The sequence below is a fragment of the Nocardia sp. NPDC049526 genome, from assembly GCF_044465765.1.
Lineage (GTDB): Bacteria > Actinomycetota > Actinomycetes > Mycobacteriales > Mycobacteriaceae > Nocardia.
This window is the reverse complement of sequence record NZ_JBITMA010000027.1, coordinates 18,552-30,901: the sequence shown is the minus strand read 5'-3', so window position 1 is coordinate 30,901 and position 12,350 is coordinate 18,552. Positions and strand designations below refer to the sequence as shown.

The 12,350-nt window shown below is 64.7% G+C and carries 12 protein-coding genes and 6 tRNA genes; 12 read left to right on the top strand and 6 right to left on the bottom strand.

The window, feature by feature from the left end; all coding sequences use genetic code 11:
• The first annotated feature begins 175 nt into the window (after positions 1 to 175).
• The 9 genes from ACIBW7_RS41750 (at position 176) to ACIBW7_RS41710 (ending at position 4,270) form a co-directional block, all read left to right on the top strand.
• A complete protein-coding gene (locus ACIBW7_RS41750) occupies positions 176 to 661 on the top strand; it encodes a hypothetical protein (RefSeq protein WP_397056453.1) in 486 nt (161 codons plus the stop codon).
• 8 nt (positions 662 to 669) lie between these two features.
• Positions 670 to 2,391 carry an asparagine synthetase B family protein gene (locus ACIBW7_RS41745; protein ID WP_397056451.1) on the top strand — a complete coding sequence of 574 codons (1,722 nt, stop codon included), beginning with the start codon at positions 670 to 672 and terminating at the stop codon, positions 2,389 to 2,391.
• A 111-nt stretch (positions 2,392 to 2,502) separates the two neighbouring features.
• Complete coding sequence (locus ACIBW7_RS41740; protein ID WP_397056449.1) at positions 2,503 to 3,234, top strand: hypothetical protein; 732 nt, start codon at positions 2,503 to 2,505, stop codon at positions 3,232 to 3,234.
• Positions 3,235 to 3,687: 453 nt separating this feature from the next.
• Positions 3,688 to 3,765: transfer RNA gene (locus ACIBW7_RS41735), tRNA-Tyr, on the top strand.
• Positions 3,766 to 3,769: 4 nt separating this feature from the next.
• Positions 3,770 to 3,845: transfer RNA gene (locus tag ACIBW7_RS41730), tRNA-Glu, on the top strand.
• A gap of 1 nt (position 3,846) precedes the next feature.
• A tRNA-Ile gene (locus ACIBW7_RS41725) sits at positions 3,847 to 3,919 on the top strand.
• Between the two features lie 5 nt (positions 3,920 to 3,924).
• Positions 3,925 to 3,997 (top strand) — tRNA-Asp (locus tag ACIBW7_RS41720).
• Between the two features lie 4 nt (positions 3,998 to 4,001).
• Positions 4,002 to 4,077 (top strand) — tRNA-Lys (locus ACIBW7_RS41715).
• 102 nt (positions 4,078 to 4,179) lie between these two features.
• A tRNA-OTHER gene (locus ACIBW7_RS41710) sits at positions 4,180 to 4,270 on the top strand.
• 5 nt (positions 4,271 to 4,275) lie between these two features.
• Here the strand turns inward: ACIBW7_RS41710 and ACIBW7_RS41705 are convergent.
• Entirely contained in the window at positions 4,276 to 4,845 is a 570-nt protein-coding gene (locus ACIBW7_RS41705; RefSeq protein WP_397056447.1) for a TetR family transcriptional regulator, read from the bottom strand.
• Between the two features lie 126 nt (positions 4,846 to 4,971).
• On the opposite strand from ACIBW7_RS41705, the gene ACIBW7_RS41700 reads away from it, so the two are divergent.
• Positions 4,972 to 6,480 carry an MFS transporter gene (locus ACIBW7_RS41700; protein ID WP_397056445.1) on the top strand — a complete coding sequence of 503 codons (1,509 nt, stop codon included), beginning with the start codon at positions 4,972 to 4,974 and terminating at the stop codon, positions 6,478 to 6,480.
• A 43-nt stretch (positions 6,481 to 6,523) separates the two neighbouring features.
• Here ACIBW7_RS41700 and hsaB read toward each other — a convergent pair whose 3' ends face one another.
• From hsaB to hsaA, 4 genes are read right to left on the bottom strand one after another with little or no spacing between them, the layout of a single operon-like run.
• Complete coding sequence (hsaB, locus tag ACIBW7_RS41695; protein ID WP_397056443.1) at positions 6,524 to 7,099, bottom strand: 3-hydroxy-9,10-secoandrosta-1,3,5(10)-triene-9,17-dione monooxygenase reductase subunit; 576 nt, start codon at positions 7,097 to 7,099, stop codon at positions 6,524 to 6,526.
• A gap of 26 nt (positions 7,100 to 7,125) precedes the next feature.
• On the bottom strand, positions 7,126 to 8,031 hold the full coding sequence (gene hsaC, locus ACIBW7_RS41690; RefSeq protein WP_397056441.1) for an iron-dependent extradiol dioxygenase HsaC: 906 nt from the start codon (positions 8,029 to 8,031) through the stop codon (positions 7,126 to 7,128).
• Complete coding sequence (gene hsaD, locus ACIBW7_RS41685; RefSeq protein ID WP_397056439.1) at positions 8,031 to 8,909, bottom strand: 4,5:9,10-diseco-3-hydroxy-5,9,17-trioxoandrosta-1(10),2-diene-4-oate hydrolase; 879 nt, start codon at positions 8,907 to 8,909, stop codon at positions 8,031 to 8,033. The genes hsaC and hsaD overlap by 1 nt, the downstream gene beginning before the upstream one ends.
• A gap of 2 nt (positions 8,910 to 8,911) precedes the next feature.
• Complete coding sequence (gene hsaA, locus ACIBW7_RS41680; protein WP_397056437.1) at positions 8,912 to 10,075, bottom strand: 3-hydroxy-9,10-secoandrosta-1,3,5(10)-triene-9,17-dione monooxygenase oxygenase subunit; 1,164 nt, start codon at positions 10,073 to 10,075, stop codon at positions 8,912 to 8,914.
• 198 nt (positions 10,076 to 10,273) lie between these two features.
• Here hsaA and ACIBW7_RS41675 point away from each other — a divergent pair, with 198 nt between their 5' ends.
• Positions 10,274 to 11,545 (top strand): Rieske 2Fe-2S domain-containing protein, encoded by a 1,272-nt coding sequence (locus tag ACIBW7_RS41675; protein WP_397056435.1) that lies wholly within the window; start codon positions 10,274 to 10,276, stop codon positions 11,543 to 11,545.
• Complete coding sequence (locus ACIBW7_RS41670) at positions 11,545 to 11,874, top strand: hypothetical protein (RefSeq protein ID WP_084508664.1); 330 nt, start codon at positions 11,545 to 11,547, stop codon at positions 11,872 to 11,874. The genes ACIBW7_RS41675 and ACIBW7_RS41670 overlap by 1 nt, the downstream gene beginning before the upstream one ends.
• Here the strand turns inward: ACIBW7_RS41670 and ACIBW7_RS41665 are convergent, their stop codons facing one another.
• The gene (locus ACIBW7_RS41665) at positions 11,875 to 12,285 is read right to left on the bottom strand and encodes a cupin domain-containing protein (protein WP_397056432.1); all 411 of its coding nucleotides are present in this window, start codon (positions 12,283 to 12,285) and stop codon (positions 11,875 to 11,877) included.
• Positions 12,286 to 12,350 lie beyond the last annotated feature (65 nt).

Here is a 12,350-nt window from a genome sequence, read left to right as displayed (position 1 = left end):
GCGTGCAGCAATGACCGAGGTCGATCGCTGGGAGCGCGCGGTTGCCGCATCGCCGCGGCGTGGCCGCTGTGCGCCGACTGGCTCACGAGGCGTGCGCCGCGAACACTCGATTGAACTGGGTTGTGCCCGGTACGCGGGCTTTCCGACTTGGCCCGCTGCATGAAAGGGAATTGCTGTGCCGGAGCATCGGCAGATTACGTATACCGATGAGTTGCTTGCTGACGGGTCTGTGCATCGGCGGTATGCCGACGGGCGTCAGGAGTGGCGCACGCGTGGTGCACAGGGGGTGGTCTCCTGGCGCGACGATCGGGGTAAATCGGGGACCGACGAGGGGCTCGGGCCGAAGATCGTGAAGCGCACGTATGGCAACGGATCCGTGGTTTATGGCAGGGAGGCGGGTTTCGGGCGGACGCTCTGGGGTGACGGAGCGTTGACAGTCAATCGGTCCTCGTTCGGTGGTCGGCTCGGCGGCATTCTGGCCGCGGTGGCGGGCGGTGCGCTACTCGGCGCGCTGGTCATGCCGCCGAGTGTGCTGAGTGCCGAGGAAGAGGAGCAGTTGCGCCGCCAGGCGGCCGCGCAGTCGTCCGGTTCCAGCGACGGGGGCGGCGATTACGGTGGTTGGGACGATGACGGCGGGGACGACGGCGGCGATTTCGGCTGAGGGGAAAGATGTCTCGATGGTGTGCGTTCCTGACGCCGGACGATCCGGCCGGTCAGGTGCGGGCGGTCGGCGGCGATCCGGTGTCGGTGACCGGTCGTCGCGCGCTGGGGTTACTCGATGGCCCGGGCATTGCGGAAGGTCCCTTCACTGTTGGTGAGCTGACGGCCGTAGGTGAGGTCACGCTGTTCAACGCGGCACAGCTGCGCGCCCGGCTCGGCACGGACGGGCCGCCGGACTGCGCCGACGCCGAACTGTTGTTGCACTGCTACGCCCGTCTCGGACTCGACGGAATCGCCGCCGCCGATGGTATGTTCGCACTCGCCATCGCCGACGGCGACGATCTGGTACTGATCCGCGATCACGTCGGCACCCGCACGCTATTCCACGCACGCGCGGGCAAAGGCTGGGCCGCGTCTACATCGCTACGCGCATTACACCGATGGCCCACCCTGCGGACCGGTCTGCATCTGCCCGCGGTTCGGTCCTTCCTCACCTTCGCCTACCTGCCGGGAACCGAGACGCTGCTGCGCGGCATCCACGAGGTACTGCCGGGACGCTGCGTCCGCCTGCACGGCGACGGCTCGATGACCGAGGAAACCTACTGGGAGCCGATCGAAGTCGAGGACGACCGATCGGCCGCCGACCACGCACTCGAACTCCGCGAACTGCTCGAGGATGCGGTCGCCCGCCGACTGCCCGCGGGCGAGCAGGTCGGTGTCCTGCTCTCCGGCGGCATCGACAGCAGTCTGGTCACCGCCCTCGCCGCCGAACTGCACGATCAGCGTGTGCGCTCGTATTCCATCAGCTTCGGCGGGACCACGCCGAACGAACTCGCGTACGCCGGACTCGTTGCCGCACACTGCAATACCGAACATCGAGTGCTCACGGTGCCAGGTGAAACGGTCGCGTCGCGATTGGCGGAGACTGTGTCGTTGTTGGACTGCCCGGTCGGCGACCCACTCACGGTGCCCAACTTGATGCTCGCGGAGGCTGTTGCCGCAGACGGTATTCGGGTCGTGCTCAACGGCGAGGGCGGCGATCCGGTCTTCGGTGGCCCCAAGAACCTGCCGATGCTGATCTTCGAGTTGTCCCGCGACGACCCATCTCCGGACGCCAGGGCGCTGGCCTATCTGGACAGCTACCGCAAGTGCTACAGCGACCTGCCGGTACTACTGAGCCCCGATGCCCTGACCGCATTGGCAGACGCGCCGCCACTGACCGAACTGCTCTCGCCCTACCTGCGCCAGGGCAGGATGACCAGCCTGCTGAACCAACTGCTGCACACCAACCTGCGCACCAAAGGCGCGCATCACATCCTCACCAAGGTCGAACGACTCACCGCCGCGAGCGGTTTGGAGGGTCGTGCACCGTTGTTCGACCGCGCCGTCATCGACCACGCCTTCCGTGTTCCAGGCAGGCTCAAACTGGCCGGTACCAGCGAGAAATGGATCCTCAAACAGGCTGTGCGCGATCTACTTCCGGCAACCATCGTGGAGCGCCCGAAGAGCGGTATGCGAGTTCCGGTGCAGCAGTGGCTCTCCGGGCCGCTGCGCGAACTCGGACACGACCTGCTGCTCGGCTCGTCCGCGCGGGCGCGCGGCCTGTTCCGTGCGGACACCATCCGCTCGTGGCTGCGCGGTGACGGTGCGCTGCTGCCGCGGCAGGGCGGCAAGTTGTGGCTGGTGCTGTCGTTGGAGCTGTGGTTGCGGTCCTTCGAAGTCGGGCCGTGAGCGAGCGTCAGCGAGTGAACCAAAGGCACAGCGCGCCCGCGGCGCACGGCGGAGCCGAGCGCCGACGAGGCACAGCCGGGAGCCGCAGTCGTACGTTGAAGTAGGAGCCGAATGTCCGACCCCCGAATCAAACACCACGCCGACGACGAGAACGAGATCCACGACCTGGCCGAATTCGTCGATGCTGGGCGCAATGTCGTTACGCCCGTAGCACAATTCCCGCCGGAGGTCGCCGCGGTCGTCGTCGAGGCCTTCGCCCAGATCGTCCGGAATGCGAAGGCGAGCCGTGCCGCAACCGCACCCGACGCGGATGGCGTCATCCGTTCTCAGACCTTCGAAGAGGGCGACGTCTACATGATCGAGTCGCCCTTCGACGGCTTCTTCGCCGACCGTTACATCATGGATTTCTACAATGCCGAGGAACGCGGCATCTGCTCGCGCATGCATCTGCACACCGGCCTGCGCTTCGTCCGCATGATGACCGGTCCGGACACTCACATCCGGGTGAGCAGCCTCTCGCCGTTCCGCGTAACCGACGTCGAAGGCGTAACACCCTTCGCGCCCAACCAATTCGAGGATGATCTTCCCGACACCCCGCCCGGTCTGCACCGCACCAGATACAACCTGATCGTCCCCCCCTGCTCCTTCGTCGATATGCAGATCCCCCGTGGCGTGAGCCATCAGTTCAACGCCATCGGCCCCCACGCCGTCATCGACTCGGTCCATCCGGAAGAGTCCATCGAGGTCTTCCGCGAACAGATGTCCGGCATCAAGATGATGGCCCAAACCGTCTTCCTAGCAAAGGAATTGCCGGATTCCGCCACCTGCACACCGCTCACGTAGTGGGCTCGACCATGTGGTCTGTCCGCGTGGTCGCGTCGCACGCCTGATGGGGCGCTCGCATATCCAGTGGACACCTCGCAAAGGGCGCAACCTATGCGCGACGGCCACGCGATGTGCGACAGCCTATTTGGGCGATTTAATTCGGTTGCGGTCTCGCGGAGCTGTGCATACCTTGGATATACCGAAGTTCACGGGAAGGACCGGCAATGACCACCAAGACGAAATTCGAGAAGCGTCCGCGCTTGTTCGATGCTGCCTTGGAAAAGGGGTCCTCGCAGAGCATTTCGTCGTATGACATTTCCAGCGCCGCGTGCAGTCCGTGACATAGCTCTTGTGTCGCAACGGGTCGCACCAGGCAAACGCCAGGGAGCGGCCCTTCTTGATTTTGCGGCCCCCCGTTCAACCACACGTATCGCCTTCGAAAACTCAATAGGAACAGCATATTTCACGCTGGGGGATGATGGGCCTGGTGGCTCACCCTGACTGTAAATCAGGTGCTTCGGCAGGTAGGTTCGATCCCTACCGTCCCCACTGCGGCGCAGTTGCTCTGTTGGTATGGGCAACCTGACTTTCATTCAGGGACCACGTCGGTTCGATTCCGATCTGCGTCACACCCGTTTGGCTCAATGGTGGAGAGCGCCTCTCTGATACGGAGGAGATGGGAGTTCAATTCTCTCAACGGGTATCCATGGCCTCGTGCTCTGCTGGTTGAGCACTCTGATTGTCGATCAGAACGACGCGGGTTCGATTCCCGTCGGGGTCGCGATGCGCCTGTAGCTCAGCTGGTAGAGCTGCGGACTTTTAATCCGAAGGTCGTAGGTTCGATCCCTACCGGGCGCACCACCGGGAAAGTCGACCAGACGGGCGTCTGGGATCGCTTGCTAAGCGAATCGAGGCCCAACGGCCTTGGGGATCGTGCCCTCGTCTTTCCGCCACGCTCACCCTGGAAAGTCATGCGGACCGGCGTCCGTCACCGTCTTGAAAACGGCTGGTCCCATGCGAATGGGATGGGGATCGACACCTCGGCTTTCCGCCATCTGCTCAGTTCGGCGCGCGCATACCGTCCAGCGTCACATCGACCATGCGACCGGCGGCCTCGGGGACCGTTTCGCAGGCGACCCCGATCCCGTGGCCGAATCTGAGCAGATCGCGCGGCTCGATATCGCGGCGGATATCGCCGGAAGTCTGTGCCGCGTGTAGCAGCGCGGCCGCCGCATCGGTGATCATCGTTCGACACAGGGTGAAAGTCGGCGAGCCCTTGTCCATACCGGCCTTCATGGTGGTCGCGAGGCTGCGATTGTCCATCACCCACTGCACTTGTTCGCGCAGCCACGTCTCGAAAGCAGCGGCGGCCGAGTGGGTTTCGAGCAGTTCGTGCGCGCGGGCGCTCAATTGTTCGATGCTGGAACGGTATACGGCTTCGATCAGCACCTCGCGGCTCGGAAAGTGCCGGTAGAGCGTGCCGATGCCGACTCCGGCGCGGCGGGCGATCTCTTCCAGTGGGGCGTCGGGTCCCTGATCGGTGAATGCCTCCTGAGCGGATGCCACGATCCGCTCGTAGTTGCGCCGGGCGTCCGCGCGCATCGGCCGTCCCGTCGACGGTGCTGCCATATTCCCTCCACTGGAAAACGGAAGGACCCTCCAGATAGGCTTGCGTAACTGGAGGAACCCTCCATATGATAGCTCTATCGGAAGCGGAGGCTCCCTCCGTTTGAGTCCCATTCGATGGAGCGTTCTTTGTCTACCACCATGTCCGCGGACACCCGTGTGCCCGCAATCTCCGGTGCCGGTCGGCTCCGATCCGGCATTGTGCTGGTCACGCTGCTGACCTGCCAATTGATGATCATCCTCGACATCACCGTGATGAATGTGGCGCTGCCGCGCATCAGCACCGACCTGCACTTCAGCGCGACCAACCTGTCCTGGGTGATGAACGCTTACACCCTGGTCTTCGGCGGTCTATTGCTGCTCGGCGGTCGCGCCGGTGATCTCTTCGGCCGTCGCAACCTGTTCATCGCCGGTACGGCACTGTTCACCCTGGCCTCGCTGGCCGGCGGGCTGGCGCCGTCGGCCACCTGGCTGCTCATCGCCCGTGTTGTGCAGGGAATCGGCGGAGCCATGGCCGGTCCCAGCACCCTCGCACTGCTGACCACCACATTCAGTGAACCCAAGGCCCGGATGCGGGTGCTCGCACTGTTTTCCGGCATGTCCAGTGCGGGCTTCGCAATCGGACTGATCGTCGGCGGCCTGCTGACCGAATGGCTGAGCTGGCGCTCGGCGCTGTTCATCAATGTGCCCTTCGGCCTGGTCGTCGTAGTGCTCGCGCTGCGTTATCTGCCGGATGCTGGGTTGGATTTGCGGCGCTCGCGGGTCTTTCCGTGGTCACGCTCCGCTGCCGCCTCCGAGCCCGTCGCTCCCGCCGCGGCCCGTCAGCCCGCCCGCCTCGACCTGCCCGGTGCGGTGACCGCAACCGGGGGTGTTGCCGCCCTGGTCTATGGCTTCATCAGCGCCGCATCACACGGCTGGAGCGATGCCGGCACCGATATCTGGCTGGCTGTCGGCGCGGTATTGATCGCTGCCTTCCTGACCATCGAGGCGCGCACGGCCCAGCCCCTGCTGCCGCTGCGGCTGTTTGCCGATCGCAATCGCGCCGCGGCCTACGCCAATATGTTCCTCGGCCCGATGGCCGGTATGTCGATGTTCTTCTTCCTCACCCAGTACCTGCAGGAAGTGCGCGGATTGAGTGCGCTGGCAACAGGTTTCGCCTTCATGCCGACGGCGCTGATGATGTTCACCATGATCCGGCTGATCCCGCGGCTGCTGCCGCGCTTCGGTCCGAAACCGGTGACGGTAATCGGCACACTGCTGATGGGATCCGGTTTGGTGCTGCTGACCCGACTGACGGTCGACACCGCCTACTTCCCGATGCTGTTCATCGCCATGATCCTGATGGGAAGCGGTATCGGCCTCGCCTTTTCGCCGCTCAATGTGATCATCATGTCGAGCGTTGCGCCGACCGAGGCCGGTGCCGCAGGCGGCGCGCTGCAGACCCTGCAGCAGACCGGCTCCTCCCTCGGCCTCGCCATTCTGGTCACCATCTTCGGCACCGCCGCCCGCGATGCCGGAGGTTCGGCACACCACGCCCTGGTCAGCGGCATCACCACCGCCTTCGCCGGCGCCGTGGTCATCGCCGCGCTGACCTTCGTCGTCGCTCTCACCTTCCGCAGCACGCGTCCTGCGAAGTGAAATATGGCCCCGCCCAGGTGATTCCCGGGCGGGGCCACATTTTCTACAGCCAGGTGTCCAGCGTTGTCGTGGTGAGGAAATGCTCCAGGTCGTGCCGCCAGGGGGCCGGGACGGTCTTATCCGGTTCGATGGCGGTGTACTGGCCGCGGTAGAACAACAGCGGCCTGCCGGAGCTGGTCGACTCCGACAGGGCCAGCACCCGGCCGATCACGATGTAGTGATCGCCGCCGTCGACGACGCTGTCCACCTTGCACTGGATGGTGGCCAAGGCGTCGTCCAGGAGCGGGAGCTCCAGTTCCGAGGTGTGCCACTTGGTTTCGGCGAATTTATCGGGTTCGCGGGAACCGAAGCGGGCACACAGTTGCTGCTGTTCCTCGGCAAGGACATTCACACAGAAGCCTCCGGACTGTTCGATTGCCGCCCAGGACCGGGAGGTCTTGGTCGGGCAGAACAGCACCAGGGGCGGGTCCAGGGACAGGGCGGCGAAGGATTGGCAGGCGAACCCGATCGGAGCAGCGTCGGCATCGAAGGTGGTGATCACCGTGATGCCGGTGCAGAACTGCCCCAATACATTTCGGAACTGTCGCCCGTCGATCGCCGGGTATTCGTCGGTGGTCATCGTCTCCCCGCTCGCCCTGTCAAGCATTACTGCTGCCGCTGTCCAACCGTGAAGTCGTGACCCCACAGGCTGACCGCGGTGGATTCCCGTGCGATCCAGTCGGCGTCGTCGACTTCCAAACCTTCACAACCGAATTCGACGTCGAAGCCGCCCGGTGTCTTCATGTAGAACGACAGCATCTTGTCGTTGACGTGCCGGCCCAGCGTCGCCGACATCTTCACCTTCTTGCGCAATGCGCGATCCAGGCAGAGCCCGACATCGTCGGAGCCCTCCACCTCGAGCATCAGGTGCACGATGCCGCTCGGGGTCGGCATGGGCAGGAAGGCCAGCGAGTGGTGGCGCGGGTTGCAGCCGAAGAAACGCAGCCAGGCCGGTTCACCGTCGGCGGGCCGTCCGACCATCTGCGGTGGCAACCGCATCGAATCGCGCAGCCGGAAGCCGAGCACATCGCGGTAGAAGGTCAGCGCCGCCGCATCGTCCTTGGTGCTGAGCACCACATGGCCGAGTCCCTGTTCGCCCGTGACGAAGCGGTGTCCGTAGGGGCTGACCACGCGCCGATGTTCCAGTGCCGCACCGTGAAACGCCTCCAGGGTGTTGCCCGAGGGATCCTCGAACGAGATCAGCTCGTGGACCCGGCGATCGGCCTTCTCCTGTGCGGTGCCTTCCTTGAACGGCACCCCGGCCGCATCCAGCCGGTCCCGAATATCCTGCAGCTCAGCCGCATTGGCGGTCTCCCAGCCGGAGACCTGGAGCTGATCCTTCTCGCCCGGCGAGATGACGAGCCGAGCCGGGAAGTCGTCCATGCGCAGATACAGCGCCTCGGGATTGCTGCCCTTGCCCTCGACCATGCCGAGTACCTTGAGCCCGTATTCGCGCCAGGCCGCCATATCGGTGGCCTCGATGCGCAGATACGCCAGTGATCGAATGCCCATCACTTCTCCTTCACACCGGCAAGGAAATCCGTTGCCAGCCGGTTGAATTCGTCGAACTTCTCCAGCTGGGCCCAGTGCCCGCAACCACCGAAGACGTGCAGCTGCACCCGTGGAATCATCTTCGTCGCGACCAGCGCTCCGTCGAGTGGATTCACCCGATCTTCCCGGCCCCAGATGAGCAGCACCGGCTGGCGCAGCCGGTAGGCGTCCCGCCAGATCATGCCCTGCTCGAAATCGGCTCCGGCGAAGGACTTTCCCATCGCCCTGGTCGCGGCCAGCGCCTCGGGCGTGCTCGCCGAGGCGAAGCGCTCATCGATCAGCTCATCGGTGATCAGCGACTGATCGAAGACCATGATCCGCAGGAATGCCTCCAGGTTTTCCCTGGTCGGCTCGTAATTGAACTTCGCGAGGTTCTTCACACCCTCGGTCGGATCCGGTGCGAACAGGTTGACGCTCAACCCGCCCGGACCCATCAGCACCAGCTTGCCCGCCCGATCCGGATAGTCCAGCGCGAATCGCACCGCGGTACCGCCGCCGAGCGAATTGCCCAGCAGGTGTACGCGTCCGGTGATCTCCAGCGCATCGAGCAGATCCTTCAGCGCCGAGGCGCTGTGCACGAAGTACTGCGGATGCTCGGTCGGCTTATCAGAGAGCCCGAATCCCGGCTGATCCACGGCGAGCACGTGGAACTCGCGTGCCAGCACCGGGATATTGCGGGCGAAGTTCGACCACGAGGAGGCGCCGGGCCCGCCGCCGTGCAGCAGCACGATCGTCGGGCCGTTGCCGACTCCGGCCTCGTGATAGTGCAGGCGCAGATCGGGCCGCGCCTGCGCATATCGCGAGGTCGATTCGAAGGTGAGTTCGGTTGTCGCCGTCACGGCTAGACCATGCCGTCGGTAACCGGAAGCCCGAATTCGTGCGTGCCGTACATGACATAGGCGCGCTCGGGATCATTGGCGGCGTGCACCCGACCGGCGTGTGCGTCGCGCCAGAAGCGTTGCAGCGGAGTGCCGTTCACGAGTGCGGTGGCGCCGGAGGCTTCGAAGAGCTTATCGATCGAGGCGATCGCCCGGCCGGTCGCGCGCACCTGGTCGCGGCGTGCTCGCACCCGCAGGTCGAACGGAATCTCCTTGCCCGCCACCAGCAGTGCGTATTCGTCGGCGACATTGCCCGACAGTTGACGCCAGGCCGCATCGATATCGCTGGAGGCCTCGGCGACGCGCACCTTGGTGAACGGATCGTCCTTGGCCTTCTCGCCGGCGTAGGCCGCGCGCACCCGCTTGCCCTGGTGCTCGACATGGGCGGCATACGCGCCGTAGGCCATACCGACGATCGGTGCGGAGATGGTCGTGGGATGGATTGTGCCCCAGGGCATCTTGTACACCGGATCGGTGTTCTGCGCCAAGCCGGGGGACTTCAGCTCACTCATCGCGCGGAAGCTCAGGAACCGGTGCGACGGCACGAAAACGTCCTCCACCACAACGGTATTGGAGCCGGTGCCGCGCAGGCCGACCACATTCCACACATCATCGATGCGGTAGTCGGTGCGCGGGATCAGGAAGCTGCCGAAGTCGACCGGCTTGCCGTCCTTGATCACCGGACCGCCGAGCACCGCCCAGGTGGCGTGATCCGAGCCCGAGGACCAGGCCCACGCGCCCTTGACGATATAGCCGCCGTCGACGACCGTGCCCGCGCCCATCGGGGCGTACGACGAGGAGATCCGGACCTCGTTGTCCTCGCCCCACACATCCGCTTGCGCCTGCTGGTCGAACAGCGCGAGGTGCCAGTTGTGCACGCCGACGATGCCCGCCACCCAGCCGGTGGAGCCGCATGCGCTGGCGAGCTTGCGAACTGTGTCGTAGAACACGACCGGATCGGCTGCATGGCCGCCCCACTGCTTGGGCTGCAGCAGGCGGAAGAAGCCGGTCTCCTGCAGTGCCTTCATCGATTCGTCGGGGATGCGCCGCAGGTCCTCGGCCTCCTGTGCGCGCTCGCGCAGCGTCGGCAACAGTGCTTCGACCCGTTCGGTCACTTCTTGCGTCATCGCGGGACCCGCTCCTGCCTGGTCGGATTGGTAACCGGTACTCATTTGCATCTGAGACTAGAACAGGTTCTTATTTCTGTCGAGAACGGGTGACCGTAAGGGGCATTCGTCACCGATTCGCAGGTGGTCGCCGGAATCGCTGGCGTGGAACGCGACATTTTTGTAACGTGTTCTAGTATAGAAGGAGGAGGAATCGCGATGGCAGTTACCCCACCGCCGCCGAGCGACGGGCCCGGAGGCGGCAGCGTGCGTAACCCCGGAGGGACCCGGGAGGCGGCAAATCCGACACCGCGGAGCGGTGCGAAGGTTCGCGAGCTCGATGTGGGCTCCGCGCCCACCCGATACGCGCGGGGATGGCATTGCCTCGGGTTGGCGAAGTCGTTCCGCGACGGCAAGCCGCACGCGGTCGAAGTGTTCGGAACCAAGCTCGTCGTCTGGGTCGACAGCAATGACGAACTCAGGGTGCTGGACGCCTACTGCAGGCATATGGGTGGCGACCTGAGCATGGGCGAGGTCAAGGACGGCGATATCGCCTGCCCGTTCCACGACTGGCGCTGGTCCGGTACCAACGGCAAATGCACCGCGATTCCGTATGCGCGGCGTGTGCCGCCGCTGGCGCGGACCCGCAAGTGGACCACGCTGGAGCGCAATGGGCAGCTGTTCGTCTGGCACGATGTCGAGGGCAGCCAGCCGCCGCCGGAGGTGACCATTCCGCACATCGTCGGCCCGTACACCGACGCGGATGGCAACCCGAGCGAACAGCTCGACAGCGGGTGGACCGAATGGACCTGGAACTCGCTGCTGATCGAGGGCGCGAACTGCCGCGAGATCATCGACAACGTGGTGGACATGGCCCACTTCTTCTATATCCACTTCGCCTTCCCGACGTACTTCAAGAACGTCTTCGAGGGGCATATCGCCACCCAGTTCCTGGAGACCAAGGGTCGTCCCGATATCGGCATGGCCTCCAAGTACGGCGGCGACACCCTGCTGAAGTCCGAGGCGTCGTACTTCGGGCCCTCCTACATGATCAATCCGCTGGTCAATATTTACAGCGGATACGAGGTCAAGAGCGTCCTGATCAACTGCCACTACCCGGTGACGCAGGATTCGTTCGTGCTGCAGTGGGGCGTCTCGCTGGAGAAGCCGAAGGGCGTCGACGGTGAGATGGCCGACAAGTTGGCCGCGAAGATGACCGAAGGCATCAGCGTCGGGTTCCTGCAGGATGTCGAGATCTGGAAGCACAAGTCCAAGGTCGAGAATCCGCTGCTCTGCGAGGAGGATGGTCCGGTCTACCAGCTGCGCCGGTGGTACGACCAGTTCTATGTGGATCTGGCCGATGTGACCGACAAGATGACCCAGCGCTTCGAATTCGAGGTGGATACCAGCAAGGCGAACGAGGCGTGGGAGGCCGAGGTCGCCGAGAATCTGCGGCGCCAGCGGGAAACGGAAGCGGAAGCAGGCGTCTGATGGCGGCAACCTGGGCGAAAGCACCCGACTTCGCCGACCAACCGGCGCGGCGGGCCGCGGTGCAGGCCCAGACCGTGGTCGACAAGCAGCGCTATCTGGAGGAGGGGCTGACGCCGCTGCGGTGTCAGTCGTGCCAGAGCGAGGTGCTGGTGCGCAAGAGTTCGTCGCACCAGACCTCGGTGCAGTGGACCGAGAATCCGGCCGCGCGCTGCCCGGTTTTCGCCAGACTCAGCGCTCAGGGTTACGGGCCGGGACGTCCGGAAACCTGTGCGCAACTGGAGAAGACGATCAAATGGGCCGTCGACGAGGGTGTGCTGGAAATCGACTGATCAGTCGAGGGTGAAGTCGGCGAAGTCGAATCCCGGTGCAACGATGCAGCTCACCAGCACATATTCATCGCCAGCCGGCCGCGCGGCCTGACTGACCCCGCCGGGCACCACCGCCTGCAATACCTGACCGTGCTCGACATCGGGCCCGAGGATAATCTCCTCGCCCCCGATGTCGAGCGCCAGCGCCCCACCCCGATGCCACAACCACATCTCGTCCGACCGCACCGTATGCGGCGCTGACCGCTCACCAGGCATCAACAAGAAATAGATCGCGGTCCCACTGGCGCGCGGCCCCGGGTAGCCCTCCGGCGTGAATTCCACCGCACTACGCCAGGTTTGCCGATACCACCCGCCCTCCGGATGCGGCTCCAAATCCAATGCAACAGCCAGCGCTGGTCGGTCATCGCTCATGCTCCGACTATGCCCGATCGACGGTTTCCTGGGAGCCCAGCCACTGATGCGGCTGACCGGTCACC